The organism is Pseudomonas sp. 102515 (genome assembly GCF_031085165.1).
Taxonomy (GTDB): domain Bacteria; phylum Pseudomonadota; class Gammaproteobacteria; order Pseudomonadales; family Pseudomonadaceae; genus Chryseomonas.
Genome location: NZ_JAVHTY010000003.1, coordinates 680,668 through 695,493, shown reverse-complemented (window position 1 = coordinate 695,493; position 14,826 = coordinate 680,668). Strand labels below are relative to the sequence as shown.

The window sequence follows — 14,826 nt, the reverse complement described above, 5'->3', positions numbered from 1 at the left end:
TCGGGGTATGGCCGCCTAAGGTCCCCGGCATTTGCCGGCTTTCCCCGTCAAAACAGGAATCAATACAGTTACAAGCGGCCAACCCATGCCGGGTTTGGCATGAGGTTTATGAGGGCTGAGCCATGTCGAGAGTTTGCCAAGTAACCGGTAAGGGTCCGATTACTGGGAACAACGTTTCCCACGCTAACAACAAAACCCGTCGTCGTTTCCTGCCGAATCTGCAGCACCACCGTTTCTGGGTAGAATCCGAGAAGCGCTTCGTGCGTCTGCGCGTTTCTGCCAAGGGCATGCGTATCATCGACAAGCGCGGTATCGAAACCGTACTGTCCGAGCTGCGTAGCCGCGGCGAAAAATTCTAAGGGGATTCGTCATGCGTGAATTGATCCGTTTGATTTCCAGTGCCGGCACCGGTCACTTCTACACCACTGACAAGAACAAGCGCACCAAGCCCGAAAAGATCGAAATCAAGAAATTCGATCCGGTCGTGCGCAAGCATGTCATGTACAAGGAAGGCAAGATCAAGTAATTGATCGCCCCTTGGACAAGAAACCCGCCTCGGCGGGTTTTTTGTTGTCTGGCGTCTGGCCCGGCGGCGGGTGCCGCCGGAGTCTGGTCAGCGGTTCACTTGAACTGGCCGGTCAGCTCGCGCAGGGCGGCTTCGGCGCCCAGGATCTTCTGCATGCATTCCCGGGCCTTGGCCGGATCGATGCTCAGCCGCGCATAGAGCGCGTCGGGAATGGGTTGGGCCGGGCCGTTGCCGATGCCCTCGGCGCGCAGCAGCTGCACGGCGAGGAAGATCAGGTTGGGATAGAGCGCCTGCTCGCCCTGGTAGCCCGGATCACCCTGGAAGCGCAGCGCCGTCACCACCTCTTCGGGCATCTCCCAGCAGCGCATCAGGGCCGCGCCGATCTGCTCGCGGGTGATGCCCAGCAGGTGGTGCTCGATCACCTGGTGATCCAGCTGGCGGTTGGCCTCCAGATGGCGGCAGATCAGCGAGAAGTGTGGCGGGAAGACGTGGGCCAGCACCAGGTAGCCGAAGTTGTGCAGCAGGCCGCCGAGATAGGCCAGGCCCATCTCCGGTCGCTCCGCGCGTGGCATGGAACGCGCCAGGCCCTCGATCAGGGCGGCGGTGTAGATGGCCTGTTTCCAGTAGGGCGTTTCCTGCTGGGCTTGGTCGCTGGGCAGGCTCAGGGTCTTGCCCAGCGCCAGGCCGAGGGCCAGGTTGATCACCAGGTCGAAGCCCAGCACCCGCACGATGGCGTCTTCCACCGAGCGGATCTTGCCGGGTGCGGCATAGTAGGGCGAGGCCGCCCAGCTGATCACCTGGGCCGCCAGCGCCGGATCGGTCTCCACCACGTTGGCGAGGTCGTCCACCGTGGCGTCGGGGTCGACCCGCAGCTTGATGACCTTTTCCGCGGTCTTGGACAGCGGCGGGATCTCCAGGGTCTCCTCCAGGCGCTGGCGGATGCGCCGCGCGGTGAAGGCGGTGGCGGCATGGAGGATTTCCGCTTCGTCACGCTCCGGTTGCCGCAGATTCGGCTGGATACCGGCCGCCGGGATGCCGAAGCTGCCGGCGGTGGCCTGATTCAGCAGGCGCCTATAGTCCGATGTTTCAACTTCCAGCAGCAGCGAGCGCTCACCGGACTCCAGCAGCAGTCGAGGCGCCTCCAGCAGGCGCTCGTCATACAGGCAGGGGGAATTGGTCAGCGACGGCAGCCCCGGCAGGACATCCAGTTCATAGCGCTCGAGGGTGCGCATCAGTCGCTCCGGCGCCACCACCGTCAGCTGCCGCCCGGTGAACTCCACCAGCCGGCGCAGATCCAGCAGCTGATCCTCGGGCAGCAGCACCAGCAGCATGCCGACGCTGTCGCTCAAGAGCACCGTGTGTACCCGATTCGCCTGCGGCTGGCGCGTCGTCGCCGGTGTCGGCCGATAAGCCAGGTTCAGCTGGGCAAGCAACTGCTGGATCGAAGGGGGGACTTCAGGGAGGGGCGAAGCGAGCGCTACATCGGTCATGGCATTTTCTTCCTCACGTACGCTTCGGAGTATAACCATTCGGCCTCGTAGGTAGCGTCGTCTGTATAAGCTTTGTCAAACCTGGCCGTATTGCTGCCCGTGACGCAACCAGCGCTCCAGCAGCGGACCGGCATGACCCGGCCAGCGTGCCAGCAGCTCCTGGGCAGCATCCCGGACCGCCGGCAGCCAGTGGGCGTCGCGCATCAGGTCGGCCACCTTGAACTGCAGCAGGCCGGTCTGGCGGGTCCCCAGCATCTCGCCCGGGCCACGCAATTCCAAGTCCTTCTCGGCGATGATGAAGCCGTCGTTGGTCTCGCGCATGATAGCCAGCCGCTCGCGACCGATCTGCGACAGTGGCGGATGGAACAGCAGCACGCAATGGCTGACCGCACTGCCCCGCCCGACGCGACCCCGCAATTGGTGCAACTGGGCCAGACCCAGGCGCTCGGGATTCTCGATGATCATCAGGCTGGCGTTGGGCACATCCACCCCGACCTCGATCACCGTGGTGGCCACCAGCAATTGCAGGTGGCCGGCCTTGAACTCGGCCATCACCGCGGCCTTTTCCGCCGGCTTCATGCGCCCGTGGATCAGCCCGACGTGCAGTTCGGCCAGGGCCAGCTGCAATTCCTCGTAGGTGGTCTCGGCCGCCTGGCAGGTGAGTTCCTCGGATTCCTCGATCAGGGTGCAGACCCAGTAGGCCTGGCGCCCTTCGTGACAGGCGGCGCGCACCCGCTCCACCACCTCCTCGCGACGGCTGTCGGTGACGCTCACGGTATTGACCGGCGTCCGTCCCGGCGGCAGTTCGTCGAGCACCGAGGTGTCCAGATCGGCATAGGCGCTCATGGCCAGGGTACGCGGGATGGGGGTGGCGGTCATGATCAGTTGGTGCGGCGCCAGGCGGCCTTCGACGCCCTTCTGGCGCAGCGCCAGGCGCTGCTGCACGCCGAAGCGGTGCTGTTCGTCGATCACCACCAGCGCCAGGCGGGCGAAGCGTACCTCGTCCTGGAACAGCGCATGGGTGCCCACCACCATGGGCGCGCCGGCGGCGATGCGTTCCAGCGAGCTGGCGCGGGCCTTGCCCTTGAGCTTGCCGGCCAGCCAGGCCACCTCGATGTCGAGGGCCGCGAACCAGCGCTGGAAGTTGAGGAAATGCTGCTCGGCGAGGATCTCAGTAGGCGCCATCAGCGCCACCTGGTAGCCAGCCTCGATGGCCTGCAGGGCGGCCAGGGCGGCGACCACCGTCTTGCCCGCGCCGACGTCGCCCTGCACGAGCCGCAGCATGGGCTCGGACTGGGCCAGGTCATGGGCGATCTCGCGACCCACGCGCTGCTGGGCGCCGGTGGGGGTGAAGCCGAGGTTGTCCAGGTACAGCTGCGGCAGTCGGCGGGCGGCCGGCAAGGGCACCGCACGCTGGGCGCGCAGGGTCTCGCGCAGGCGCTGCAGGGACAACTGGTGGGTCAGCAATTCTTCGAAGACCAGCCGCTCCTGGGCCCAGTGGCGACCCTCGGCCAGCTCTTCCAGGTCCGCATCCGGCGGCGGTCGGTGCAGATAGCGCAGGGCGTCGGCCAGCGGCCCCAGGCGATAGTGCTCGGCCATCTCCGGCGGCAGCCAGTCCGGCAGGGATTCGGGCCCCAGCCGCTCCAGCGTCTGGGCGCTGAGCTGGCGCAGGCGCAGCTGGGTGAGGCCTTCGGTGGTCGGGTAGATGGGCGTCAGCGTCTGCTCGACCGGCGCCGGGGCGTTCTCGTCCTGGGCGCGGTATTCGGGGTGGTAGATCTCCAGGCCCGAGGCACCGGGGCGCACCTCGCCATAGCAGCGCAGCAGGGTGCCGCGCTTGAGGCCGTCCTTTTGCGCCTGGCTGAAGTGGAAGAATCTCAGCGACAGGGTGCCGCTGCCGTCCTGCAAGCGCACCAGCAGGCTGCGGCGGCGGCCCATGAGCACCTCGGCGGAGGCGACCATGCCCTCCACCACCGCGTCCTGACCGGGCCGCAGGGCCCCGATGGGCACGATGCGGGTGCGGTCCTGGTAGCGCAGCGGCAGGTGGAAGAGCACGTCCTGCAGGGTTTCCAGGCCGACCCGCGCGAGTTTTTCCTGCAGGGCGGCGCCGACCCCCTTGAGGGCGGTGACCGGCGTCGCGGCCAGTTCACTCATGCCGGCTGCACGACGCCCTTGGCTTCAGGCCGCGCCACCGAGCACAGGCGGACCGAGTCGGCCAGCACCTCGATGGCCTTGGGCCGCGGAAAGCTGGCGCGCCAGGCGATGGCCACGGTGCGGTAGGGCACCGGCCGCTCGAAGGGGCGCACCTCGATGATCCCCGGGGCATAGTGGTGACTCTCAACGGCCGAGAACGGCAGCACCGAGACACCCAGGCCCGAGGCCACCATGTGGCGAATGGTTTCCAGCGAAGAGGATTCCACCGTGGAATTCTTGTTTTCCTCGTGCTTGCGCACGGTCGGGCAGGCTTCGAGGACCTGGTCGCGGAAGCAGTGGCCTTCGCCCAGCAGCAGCAGGCTCTTGTCGCTCAGCTGGTTCTGCGGGATGGCCTTGAGCTTGGTCCAGGGGTGCCGCGCCGGCATCATCACGTAGAAGGGCTCGTCGTACAGCGGCAGGGTCAGGACGTCCGGCTCGTTGAACGGCAGGGCGAGGATGACGGCATCCAGCTCACCGGTGCGCAGCTTGTCGCGCAGCAGGTGGGTGAAGTTTTCCTCGATGTACAGCGGCATCTCCGGCGCCACCCGGTTGAGCTGCGGGATGAGGTGCGGAAAGAGATAGGGCCCGATGGTATAGATGGCGCCGATCTTCAGCGGCGCGGTGAGCTGGTTCTTGCCGGCCTGGGCCAGTTCGCGGATGCCCTGGGCCTGCTCCAGCACCTTTTGCGCCTGGGCGACGATGCCCTCGCCGGTGGGCGTGAGGCGCACGGCACTCTTGCTGCGCTCGAAGATCAGAATGCCCAGCTCGTCCTCGAGCTTCTTGACGCCCACCGACAGTGTCGGCTGGCTGACGTGGCAACGCTCGGCAGCTCGGCCAAAGTGCTGTTCCTGGGCGAGCGTGACGATATAGCGCAGTTCAGTCAGGGTCATAGTCAAATTCCATGGGGTGCCGGCCAATCTTAGCGGCTGTCTCTATCAACGGCCAAGCGCGACGGGCAGGAGCCTACTCGCCATGATTGGACCACGGCCAGGCACAGGCTACCCTGGCCGTCTGTCCAGGCCTTTGCAGAAGGAAACACCGATGAGCACCATCCTGATCGCCGGTTGCGGCGATGTCGGCAGCCGTCTCGGCCTGCAACTGGTCGCCCAGGGCCACCGCGTCTTCGGCCTCAGGCGCAACGTCGCCGCCCTCCCCGCCGAATTGCTGCCGGTCGCGGGCGATCTCGCCGATCCCACGCCACCGGCCGCCTGGCCGCGGGAGTCTATCGATCAAGTGGTCTATGCCACCGCCGCGATCCACCATGACGAGGCCGGCTATCGCGCCGCCTATGTCGATGGCCTGCGCCACCTGCTCGGCTGGCTGGCCGCCTGCGGCCAGCGTCCACAGCGCCTGCTGTTCGTCTCCAGCAGCGGCGTCTATGCCCAGGGCGACGGCGCCTGGGTCGACGAGACCGCCCCCGCCGAACCCGAGCGCTTTTCCGGGCGCATCCTGCGCGAGGCGGAAGACCTGGCGCTGGGCAGTGGCCTGCCCGCCAGCGTGGTCCGCCTGACCGGCATCTACGGCCCAGGCCGCGAGGCGCTGCTGCGCCAGGTGCGCGAGGGCTCCCGGGTGACCCGCGAGCCGCCGCTGTATGGCAATCGCATCCATGTCGAGGACGCCGCCGGCCTGCTGGCGTTGCTGCTGCAGCGGGATCGCGAAGGGATCGCCCTGGACGCTCTCTATCTGGGCGTGGACGACGATCCGGCGCCGCTGGACGAGGTGGTGGACTGGCTGCGGGCGCGACTGGGCATCACCTTTTGGTCCGACGCAGCCCAGCTGCGCCGCGCCGGCAGCAAGAGGTGCAGCAACGCCCGCGCCCGGGCGCTGGGTTGGACGCCCCGCTACCCCAGCTATCGCGAAGGCTACGCGGCCATTCTCGACCGCTGAAACGACAGAGCCCGGCACGGGCCGGGCTCTAGATTCAACTAGCGATCCACTCAATCACGCAGGGCGTCGCCACGGGTGGCCTGAGGACGCTCCTCGACCTTGGCGGTGCGCTTCAGGTGCGGCAGAGCCGCCCAGTAGGCGGCGCCCTTCTCGGCGTCGTAGAGGCCTTCCCACTTGGCGATGACCAGCGCGGCCAGGGCATTGCCGATCACGTTCAGGGCGGTGCGCGCCATGTCCATGATGCGGTCCACACCGGCGATGAAGGCCAGGCCTTCCAGCGGGATGCCGACGCTGCCCAGGGTGGCCAGCAGCACTACGAAGGAGACACCCGGCACGCCGGCGATGCCCTTGGAGGTGACCATCAGGGTCAGCACCAGCAGCAGTTGCTGGCTCAGCGACAGGTCGATGCCATAGAGCTGGGCGATGAACAGCGCCGCGATGCTCTGGTAGAGGGTGGAACCGTCGAGATTGAAGGAGTAGCCAGTGGGCACCACGAAGCTGGTGATGGACTTGGGTGCGCCATAGGCCTCCATCTTCTCGATGATGCGCGGCAGCACGGTTTCCGAGCTGGCGGTGGAATAGGCCAGGATCAGCTCGTCCTTGAGGATGCGGATGATGCGGAAGATCGAGAAGCCGAACAGCTTGGCCACCATGCCCAGGACGCCGAGGGCGAAGAAGCCGATGGCGACGTAGACCAGCACCACCAGCTTGGCCAGCGGCAGCAGGGAGGCGAAGCCGAAATTGGCCACGGTCACCGCGATCAGGGCGAAGACGCCGATGGGGGCGTAGTTCATGATCATGTGGGTGACCTTGAACATGGCTTCGGAAATGCCCTGGAAGACCCGCACCACCGGCTCGCGGGTGGCTTCCGGCAGGGCGCCCAGGCCTAGGCCGAACATCACGGCGAAGAAGATGATCGGCAGCATCTCGCCGCGAGCGACGGCGGCGAAGACGTTGGACGGGATCAGGTTGAGGATGGTCGCGATGAAGGCGTGGTCATGCTGCACTTCCGCGGTGGTCTTCTGGTACTGGGAGATGTCGGTGGTGCCCAGGGTGCTCATGTCGATGCCGGCACCCGGCTGCACGCTGTCGGCGAAGAACAGGCCGACGACGATGGCCAGGGTGGTGACGATCTCGAAGTAGAGGATGGTCTTGAGGCCGATGCGACCGAGCTTCTTGGAATCGCCGACCCCGGCGATGCCGACCACCAGGGTGGCGATGACGATGGGCACCACGATCATCTTGATCAGCCGGATGAAGATGTCGCCGGCCGGCTTGAGGACGTTCGAGATCCACCAGGCCTTCTCGGCGCTGAAGTGGTTGAGCAGTGCGCCGACGGCGATCCCCAGCACGAGGCCGATGAGGATCTGCCACGCGAGGCTGAGCTTGGGCTTGGTCATGTACCGACACCTTTGTTCTATTTGGATGGAGTTCGGGACGAACGTCACCGTGCCGGGTCGTGATGCGCGAAGCGCATGCAACGCCAACGTGGAGGGTGCGTTCAGGCTGCGGAAACGGTGCTCGAAAAGGACGAGGAGCACCAAGGCGTCACACTTTTGCCAGAGGGTAACGGGGTATGTCTAATGCCGCTGTCGCCTGCCCTATGCCGATCCGGCATGAGGTGTCCCGAAAGGGCCGCGCAGCATACAGGCACTGGCGCCTTGCGCGCCAGGCATACAGAGGCGCCGCTCATCGCGGCGCCCCGTGAACGTCAGCCGTTGAAAGTGGAGGGATCGGGGCCGAGGCGCTTGTCTTGGTTCAGCCCGGCGATCTGCCGCAGGTCCTCGTCGTCCAGGGCGAAGTCGAAGATCTGCATGTTCTCTTCGATGCGCTTGGGCGTCTTGGATTTGGGGAAGATGATGTTGCCGAGCTGGATGTGCCAGCGCAGCACCACCTGGGCCGGCGTCTTGCCGTGCTTGGCGGCCAGTTGCTGCAGCACCGGGCTGCCCAGCAGCTCGCCACCCTGGGCCAGCGGACTCCAGGCTTCGGTGGCGATGCCCTTGTAGGTGTTGAAGTCGCGCAGCTCGTGCTGCTGCAGCAGCGGATGGCACTCGATCTGGTTGACCACGGGCACCACGCCGGTCTCGGTCAGCAGGGTCTCGATGTCGGCCTGGCGGAAGTTGGAGACGCCGATGGACTTCACCCGGCCCTGGTTGCGCAATTCGATCAGCGCCTTCCAGCTGTCGAGGAACAGCCCCTTTTCCGGCAGCGGCCAGTGGATCAGGTAGAGGTCGACATGCTCCAGGCCCAGCTTGGCCAGGCTGGTGTCGAAGGCGCGCAGGGCGCTGTCGTAGCCCTGGTCGGCATTCCACAGCTTGGTGGTGACGAACAGCTCGTCACGCGGCAGACCGGCCTGGGCGATGGCCTGGCCGACGCCTTCTTCATTGCCGTAGATGGCGGCGGTATCGATGTGTCGATAGCCCAGGTCGAGGGCCGTCTTGACCACCTGGGCGGTCTCTTCGGCCGGAGTCTGCCAGACCCCCAGACCGAATTGCGGAATGTGGTGACCGTCGTTGAGCTGAAGACGGGTGATCGCGGACATGCGTCGCTCCTCTGGAATGGATGGGATACCAGAGGTGTGACTGGCGGCGGTGGCCTTTTGCTCCCGATCAATCGAGGCGCATGGCCTCGGGCACGCTGTAGCTTTCCACCCAGCCCAGCACGGTACGGCCATCCTGCTGCAGCTCGATGCGCTTCCAGCGCTGGAAGGAGCGGGTCTCGATCACCCGCACCTGGGTGTCGCCATCCAGCCGCACCAGGGTATTGCGCGCGCGCTCGCGGCTGCGGTCATAGACGAAAGGCCACTTGAGCACGTCGACCGGACCACGCAGCATCCAGCCCTGCCCTTCTTCGGCGAAGCGAAAGGACACACCGCCCTCGGCGCGAACAGCGGTACTGCCTAGCAGCAAGAAGGCCACGAATAGCGCGGGGACGATACGGCGAAGGGTCGAAAGGACATTCGGGATCATACTGGCCTCGTCTGTGGCACCAAAAAAACAGCGCCCGGGGCGGACGCTGCGGAGGTAGACCCTCCGGTACGACAAACGACTGCACGGCTTGCCCGAGAAATGCCAAATGGCCAGCAGTCTCGGGCAAAATCCTTAGTGCAATAGCTAGGCCGCGCTGAACAGCCTGTGCGGATCGATGACGAATTTCTTCGGCACGCCCGAATCGAATTCGCTGTAGCCGCGCGGGGCCTCGTCCAGGGTGATCACCTGCACGCCGACGATGTCGGCGATCTTGATGCGATCCCACATGATCGCCTGCATCAGCTGGCGGTTGTATTTCATCACCGGGGTCTGGCCGGTGTGGAAGCTGTGGGACTTGGCCCAGCCCAGACCGAAGCGGATGCTCAGGGCACCCTCCTTGGCCGCGGCGTCCACGGCGCCTGGGTCGTCGGTGACGTAGAGGCCGGGAATGCCGATCTTGCCAGCTACGCGTACAACGCCCATCAGCGAGTTCAGCACCGTGGCCGGGGCCTCGCTCTTGGCGCCTTCGTGACCATGGCCACGGGCTTCGAAGCCGACGGCGTCGACCGCGCAATCCACTTCAGGCGTGCCCAGCAGCGCGGCGATCTGCTCGTGCAGCGGGGTGTCCTGGGACAGGTCGGCGATCTCGAAGCCTTGGGCCTTGGCGTGCGCCAGGCGCACCGGGTTGACGTCGCCGACGATGACCACGGCGGCGCCCAGCAGGCGCGCCGAGGCCGCCGCGGCCAGACCGACCGGGCCGGCACCGGCCACGTAGACACTGGTGCCCGGACCGACGCCGGCGGTGACGGCGCCGTGGTAACCGGTGGGCAGGATGTCGGACAGGCAGGTCAGGTCACGGATCTTTTCCATGGCCGCGTCGCGATTCGGTAGCTTGAGCAGGTTGAAATCGGCATAGGGGACCAGCACGTATTCGGCCTGGCCACCGACCCAGCCGCCCATGTCGACGTAGCCATAGGCACCGCCGGCACGCGAGGGATTGACGGTCAGGCAGACGCCGGTGTCCTGCTCCTTGCAGGTGCGGCAGCGACCGCAGGCGACGTTGAAGGGCACCGAGACCAGGTCGCCGACCTTGAGCGTCTCGACGTCACGGCCCGCTTCGATGACCTCGCCGGTGATCTCGTGGCCGAGCACCAGGCCTTCGGGCGCGGTGGTCCGGCCACGCACCATGTGCTGGTCGGAACCACAGATGTTGGTGGAGACCACGCGCAGGATGACGCCGTGGTCGATACGCTTGCCCTGCGGGGTTTCCATCTTCGGGTAGGGGATGGTCTGCACCTCGACCTTGCCCGCGCCCAGATAGACGACGCCACGATTACCGGACATGTTGCACCTCGCTCTTATTGTTGGACTGGCTCTGGGCGTTGTCGGAAAAGTGCCTGGGCCTCGGCGATGCGGCGTCAAAAATCAGCTCGGAATGCTCATTTACCGGTCGTAAACGCCGCTTCCTCGCCGATTTCTTCCTTGCCTCACCTTCGCTCGGCGACTTTTCAAACAAGCCGTAGCGGTTCGAGCCTAGTCCTCGCGAAGCGTGGCGTCTGTGGGGATGGCGTTTTTGGTGATGCCGAGGTCGTGCTTGCGGGTTGGCCTGGCGATCCCGGTCACGCCGCCGGTGCGGGCGGCGCGACCGGGCGGGATCACGCGGGCGCCAGGGCAGCAGCGCGGCGTTCGCGGCTGAGCAGGTAGCAGCCGATGCCCACGCCCAGCAGGGCCAGCCCCATGACGTACCAGGCCGGGCCCAGCGGATGCTCCTTGAGCATCAGGGTGACGACCATGGGCGTCAGGCCGCCGAAGATGGCGTAGGCGACGTTGTAGGAGAAGGACAGCCCCGAGAAGCGCACCTTGGGCGGGAAGGCCAGCACCATCACCCGCGGCACGCCGCCGATGACGCCGACTGCCGCACCGGCCAGGGCATAGAGCGGGAACAGCCATTCCGGATGGACCTTCAGACCGGCATAGAGCGCCCAGCTGGCCACTGCCAGGATCAGGCCGCCGACGATGAACACCGGACCGCTGCCGAAGCGATCGGACAGGGCGCCGGAGACGATGCAGCCCAGGGTCAGGAAGACGATGGCCAGGCTGTTGGCCTTGAGCGCCAGGGCGGCCGAGAAGCCGTACTGGGTCTGCAGCAGGGTCGGGGTCATGAGGATGACCACCACGATGCCGGCGGTGAGCATCCAGGTCAGCAGCATGGACAGGATCACGCTGCTGCGGTGGTCGCGCAGCACCGCCTTGAGCGGCACTTCCTCGGCCAGCGACTTGTGGATCGCCAGCTCGGCGAACACCGGCGTCTCGTGCAGCCAGCGGCGCAGGTAGACCGAGAACAGGCCGAAGACCCCGCCGATCAGGAAGGGGAAGCGCCAGGCGTAGTCGGCCACCTCCAGCGGGGTGAAGACGGTGTTGATCAGGGTCGCCATCAGCGAACCGAGCAGGATGCCGAAGGTGAGGCCGGCGGTCAGGGTGCCGCAGGCATAGCCAACGTGCTTGCCGGGGACGTGTTCGGAGACGAACACCCAGGCGCCGGGCACCTCGCCGCCGATGGCCGCGCCCTGGATGATGCGCAGCACCAGCAGCAGGATCGGCGCGGCCACGCCGATCTGGGCGTAGGTGGGCATCAGGCCCATGCCCAGGGTCGGCAGCGCCATCATGAAGATGCTCAGGGTGAACATCTTCTTGCGCCCGAGCAGGTCGCCGAAGTGGGCCATGATGATGCCGCCCAGCGGGCGCGCCAGGTAGCCCGCGGCGAAGATGCCGAAGGTCTGCATCTGCCGCAGCCAGTCGGGCATGTCGGCGGGAAAGAACAGCTTCCCCACCACCGCGGCGAAGAAGACGAAGATGACGAAGTCGTAGAACTCCAGCGCACCGCCCAGGGCGGACAGCGAGAGGGTCTTGTAGTCGTTGCGGCCCAGAGGGCGCGACGTGAGCGGCGCGGAGGCGGATTGCAGTTTCATCGAGGATCCCGGACAAGAGAGGAGCGCAAAGGAAATTCGGCCTCTGGCATCCCTCCGGGTGTAGCGGACAAGACGCGGCCCCGAGTGACCGTCCGCCTGGAGCGGCTGGCAGGGATCGGGCGGGTCGCCGGATGGGCGCCGGACCTGCACCGCGCCGCCAGCGCTCTTGTGGAGCACGGCAGCAGCAGGTCTACCGATCATTACCTGATCATCGGACGTGCACGACCCTCTGGATTGCCTGGCCGTGCACGGTCTCCACGATAGCAAATCTGCAAGGAATTTCCGCTATTCATTCAGTGCCCATTCAGGGCTCATCTGCCGAGCTATGGCTGTTCCATCCTGGTGCAAAAGCGGTCGAGCCGCCCTGCCCCAGGCGTTATACTGTAGCCCCCTAACGATCTCCGCCGAGAGATTGGCAGCATTCTTGCGTGCAGATGCTGAACGTTACCTACCTATCCGGGCTCCCGAGGGCCCTGTCATGATCGAAGAGCTCGAACAAGAAGATCCCATCCCCCAGGGCGACCTGGCCATGCAGATCACCGCACTGCCCCGCGAGACCAATGGCTTCGGCGATATCTACGGCGGCTGGCTGGTCGCCCAGATGGACCTGGCCGGCAGCGCCATGGCCAGTCGTTTGGCCGCCGGGCGCGTGGCCACGGTGGCCATCGACCGCATGGCCTTCATGACGCCGGTGCCCGTGGGCGCACAGCTCTCCTTCTATACCAACACCCTGGAGGTGGGCCGTAGCTCCATCCAGATCCTCATCGAGGTCTGGAGCGACGATCCCCTGTCCAGCGAATGGAGCAAGGTGACCGAGGCGGTGTTCGTCTTTGTCGCCATCGACGGCAGCGGTCGCACCCGGCCGCTACCTGCGCGGCGCTAGCGCAAGCTTGCCCGACCGCTAGCGCTCCTGGACCAGCGGCGTCTCGCGCACTTTGGTCGGCCGTCCGTGACGGATGCCTTCGACCTGATCCAGCGCCCGCCGGACCTCGGCAGCGGTGGCCAGCAACCGATAGTCGAGGGTGAAGTCGCGCGTGCCGCCGGCTTCGATCCGCGGCACCAGCCCCAGGGCCCGCTGCTGGCTGCGGTTGTAGGAAAAGCTGGTACCCGGCTCCAGCCCGGTGACATAGCCCTGGGCCTTGGCATCGGTGTTCTTCCACAGGGTGAAGACCGGCAGCTCCCGTACATTGAAGGCCAGCGCCACGCCCTGGTGGGCACTGCGATCGTACAGTACCGCCAGGCTGCGCCCTTGATTGTCGCCCCAGGGATAGAGGTTGTAGACCGTCTCGCCATAGCCAGGCGTGGGCGCGCGATAGGTCTGCCATTCCCCCAGCTCCTGGCGCGCCCGTGCATCGAAGGGTGACACCTCCCGCACCGGGGCGGCGAATGCCGAGCCCTCGCCGAGCAGCGGCGGACCGAAGTTGCTGTGGTAGAGCACCTGGTACTCGGCGGTATGCGCCCCCTGGTTGGTCAGGCGGTCGTGCAGGGTGAAGCCGGTGGCCCCGGCGTGGGTGACCAGTTCGGTGTCGATGCGAAAGCTGGCCTGCTTGAAGGCCTCTTCGTGCAGCACGCCCTTGAGGCTGATGCGGTGCGGCGGCTGTTCGTCGATGGTCAGCACCACCTGGCTGGCCGGCAGGTAGCTGGCCCGCCCATGCAGGGTCAGCAGTTGCCCCCGGTCCAGGCCCGGATGGCCGACCCACTCGAAGCCGGCGCGCGCCACCAGTTCGTTGAAGCCTTCCAGCCAGCCCAGGCCATTGCGGCTTTCCAGGTTGACGAAGGCCGGATTGACCACCTCGCGCACCGGGGAATCCCAGCCCAGTCGCAGGGTGCCGGCCTGGGCGCGCAGGACGTTCATGCCACGGGTCGCCACCACGGTGAGTTGCAGGGCGCCGGTGTCGATCTCAATCAGCACCGAGTCCTCCTGGCGCCCGCCACTCAGGCGGTGCACGCCGACGGCAAAGGCCAGGCCATCGCGCAGGCCCAGGCGATCGCTGCTGATGCTCCAGTTCCGCACCGGCTTGTCGGGGGCGATGAGGGTGTATTCCCAGGCCGCGGCGCCGGCACTGACAAGGAGCAGGAGACAGCCAGACAACAGACGAGCGCGGATCATGAAGTCCCCTTGGCAGCGCGATCGTCCTGAGTCTAGACCAGCCTGCCCCAGGCTGCAGACCCTGCTCCAGACGCGGTCAAAGGCGTGAGACCCACTATTCCCGTATAGATTTGTTCAAGGAAAACAAAGGAATGGGTAAAGGAAACCTTTACCATTCAAACGACCGTTCGGTACTTGCCATGGCAGCGATTTTTGCCGAGGATCGGCTCGTCTCTACCACGGAGTGGACTCCATGAAACCTTCAGCCCTGTTCTTGTTGCTTGCCCTGGCGGGCGTTGCCCCGGCTTATGCGGGCAATACCGAAGCCGGACTCGGCGGCGCCGTGGGTGGTGTGCTCGGTACTCTGGTCGGCCAGCAGGTCGGCGGCAGCACTGGTGCGGCCATCGGTGCCGGCGTGGGGGGTGCAGCAGGTGGTGTACTGGGCGCTGACCGTCGCAATCGGACCGAGGCCGCTATCGGCGGCGGTCTGGGCGCGGCGGGCGGCAACGTGATCGGCAATCGGATCGGTGGCAGCACCGGTGGCCTGGTCGGCGCGGCCCTGGGTGGCGGTGCCGGCAGTGCCCTGGGCAACAACCTGGGCGACAGCGGCCGCGACGACCGCCGCTATCGCGACCATCCCGGCAAGGGCTGGAAGCACGCCAAGCACAGACACAAGCACTGGGATCGCTAACAAAAACGCCCGGCA

The 14,826-nt window shown here is 66.2% G+C and carries 14 protein-coding genes; 5 read left to right on the top strand and 9 right to left on the bottom strand.

Translation table 11 applies throughout. The annotated features are described in order from the left end of the window. Positions 1 to 122: 122 nt before the first annotated feature. Together rpmB and rpmG are read left to right on the top strand one after the other, a co-directional pair. The gene (gene rpmB / locus RCF34_RS14590; protein ID WP_007159903.1) at positions 123 to 359 is read left to right on the top strand and encodes a 50S ribosomal protein L28; all 237 of its coding nucleotides are present in this window, start codon (positions 123 to 125) and stop codon (positions 357 to 359) included. Between the two features lie 11 nt (positions 360 to 370). Next, entirely contained in the window at positions 371 to 526 is a 156-nt protein-coding gene (gene rpmG / locus RCF34_RS14585) for a 50S ribosomal protein L33 (RefSeq protein WP_007159904.1), read from the top strand. A gap of 95 nt (positions 527 to 621) precedes the next feature. On the opposite strand, the gene RCF34_RS14580 is transcribed toward rpmG, so the two are convergent. From RCF34_RS14580 to RCF34_RS14570, 3 genes are all read right to left on the bottom strand, one after another. Further along, positions 622 to 2,016 carry an HDOD domain-containing protein gene (locus RCF34_RS14580; RefSeq protein ID WP_308708792.1) on the bottom strand — a complete coding sequence of 465 codons (1,395 nt, stop codon included), beginning with the start codon at positions 2,014 to 2,016 and terminating at the stop codon, positions 622 to 624. 75 nt (positions 2,017 to 2,091) lie between these two features. Continuing rightward, positions 2,092 to 4,167 carry an ATP-dependent DNA helicase RecG gene (gene recG, locus RCF34_RS14575; protein WP_308708791.1) on the bottom strand — a complete coding sequence of 692 codons (2,076 nt, stop codon included), beginning with the start codon at positions 4,165 to 4,167 and terminating at the stop codon, positions 2,092 to 2,094. After that, entirely contained in the window at positions 4,164 to 5,096 is a 933-nt protein-coding gene (locus RCF34_RS14570; RefSeq protein ID WP_007159908.1) for a hydrogen peroxide-inducible genes activator, read from the bottom strand. Before RCF34_RS14570 ends, recG begins: the two co-directional genes overlap by 4 nt. Before the next feature lie 151 nt (positions 5,097 to 5,247). Between RCF34_RS14570 and RCF34_RS14565 the strand changes: the two genes are divergently transcribed. After that, positions 5,248 to 6,093, top strand: a complete 846-nt coding sequence (locus RCF34_RS14565) for an NAD-dependent epimerase/dehydratase family protein (protein ID WP_308708790.1) — start codon at positions 5,248 to 5,250, stop codon at positions 6,091 to 6,093. A gap of 50 nt (positions 6,094 to 6,143) precedes the next feature. Here RCF34_RS14565 and gltP read toward each other — a convergent pair whose 3' ends face one another. From gltP to RCF34_RS14540, 5 genes are all read right to left on the bottom strand, one after another. Next, positions 6,144 to 7,493 (bottom strand): glutamate/aspartate:proton symporter GltP, encoded by a 1,350-nt coding sequence (gene gltP / locus RCF34_RS14560; protein ID WP_308708789.1) that lies wholly within the window; start codon positions 7,491 to 7,493, stop codon positions 6,144 to 6,146. A 311-nt stretch (positions 7,494 to 7,804) separates the two neighbouring features. Further along, positions 7,805 to 8,635 carry an aldo/keto reductase gene (locus RCF34_RS14555; protein WP_308708788.1) on the bottom strand — a complete coding sequence of 277 codons (831 nt, stop codon included), beginning with the start codon at positions 8,633 to 8,635 and terminating at the stop codon, positions 7,805 to 7,807. Positions 8,636 to 8,702: 67 nt separating this feature from the next. Then, a complete protein-coding gene (locus tag RCF34_RS14550) occupies positions 8,703 to 9,062 on the bottom strand; it encodes a hypothetical protein (RefSeq protein WP_308708787.1) in 360 nt (119 codons plus the stop codon). Positions 9,063 to 9,206: 144 nt separating this feature from the next. Beyond that, positions 9,207 to 10,406: a formaldehyde dehydrogenase, glutathione-independent gene (fdhA, locus tag RCF34_RS14545; protein WP_308708786.1), complete on the bottom strand. Its 1,200-nt coding sequence runs from the start codon at positions 10,404 to 10,406 to the stop codon at positions 9,207 to 9,209. Between the two features lie 311 nt (positions 10,407 to 10,717). Further along, positions 10,718 to 12,031, bottom strand: coding sequence for an MFS transporter (locus tag RCF34_RS14540; protein WP_160924260.1), 1,314 nt, complete (start codon positions 12,029 to 12,031; stop codon positions 10,718 to 10,720). A 481-nt stretch (positions 12,032 to 12,512) separates the two neighbouring features. Between RCF34_RS14540 and RCF34_RS14535 the strand changes: the two genes are divergently transcribed. Then, a complete protein-coding gene (locus RCF34_RS14535; protein ID WP_026083995.1) occupies positions 12,513 to 12,914 on the top strand; it encodes an acyl-CoA thioesterase in 402 nt (133 codons plus the stop codon). A gap of 18 nt (positions 12,915 to 12,932) precedes the next feature. On the opposite strand, the gene RCF34_RS14530 is transcribed toward RCF34_RS14535, so the two are convergent. After that, positions 12,933 to 14,141 carry an aldose 1-epimerase family protein gene (locus tag RCF34_RS14530; protein ID WP_308708785.1) on the bottom strand — a complete coding sequence of 403 codons (1,209 nt, stop codon included), beginning with the start codon at positions 14,139 to 14,141 and terminating at the stop codon, positions 12,933 to 12,935. Between the two features lie 232 nt (positions 14,142 to 14,373). On the opposite strand from RCF34_RS14530, the gene RCF34_RS14525 reads away from it, so the two are divergent. Beyond that, positions 14,374 to 14,811, top strand: coding sequence for a hypothetical protein (locus RCF34_RS14525; protein WP_308708784.1), 438 nt, complete (start codon positions 14,374 to 14,376; stop codon positions 14,809 to 14,811). The last annotated feature ends 15 nt before the right edge of the window (positions 14,812 to 14,826 follow it).

Bases quoted from the DNA above. Each gene is read 5' to 3' on its own strand.
- rpmB (WP_007159903.1), top strand. From the start codon at position 123: ATGTCGAGAGTTTGCCAAGTAACCGGTAAGGGTCCGATTACTGGGAAC.
- rpmG (WP_007159904.1), top strand. From the start codon at position 371: ATGCGTGAATTGATCCGTTTGATTTCCAGTGCCGGCACCGGTCACTTC.
- RCF34_RS14580 (WP_308708792.1), bottom strand. From the start codon at position 2,016: ATGACCGATGTAGCGCTCGCTTCGCCCCTCCCTGAAGTCCCCCCTTCG.
- recG (WP_308708791.1), bottom strand. From the start codon at position 4,167: ATGAGTGAACTGGCCGCGACGCCGGTCACCGCCCTCAAGGGGGTCGGC.
- RCF34_RS14570 (WP_007159908.1), bottom strand. From the start codon at position 5,096: ATGACCCTGACTGAACTGCGCTATATCGTCACGCTCGCCCAGGAACAG.
- RCF34_RS14565 (WP_308708790.1), top strand. From the start codon at position 5,248: ATGAGCACCATCCTGATCGCCGGTTGCGGCGATGTCGGCAGCCGTCTC.
- gltP (WP_308708789.1), bottom strand. From the start codon at position 7,493: ATGACCAAGCCCAAGCTCAGCCTCGCGTGGCAGATCCTCATCGGCCTC.
- RCF34_RS14555 (WP_308708788.1), bottom strand. From the start codon at position 8,635: ATGTCCGCGATCACCCGTCTTCAGCTCAACGACGGTCACCACATTCCG.
- RCF34_RS14550 (WP_308708787.1), bottom strand. From the start codon at position 9,062: ATGATCCCGAATGTCCTTTCGACCCTTCGCCGTATCGTCCCCGCGCTA.
- fdhA (WP_308708786.1), bottom strand. From the start codon at position 10,406: ATGTCCGGTAATCGTGGCGTCGTCTATCTGGGCGCGGGCAAGGTCGAG.
- RCF34_RS14540 (WP_160924260.1), bottom strand. From the start codon at position 12,031: ATGAAACTGCAATCCGCCTCCGCGCCGCTCACGTCGCGCCCTCTGGGC.
- RCF34_RS14530 (WP_308708785.1), bottom strand. From the start codon at position 14,141: ATGATCCGCGCTCGTCTGTTGTCTGGCTGTCTCCTGCTCCTTGTCAGT.
- RCF34_RS14525 (WP_308708784.1), top strand. From the start codon at position 14,374: ATGAAACCTTCAGCCCTGTTCTTGTTGCTTGCCCTGGCGGGCGTTGCC.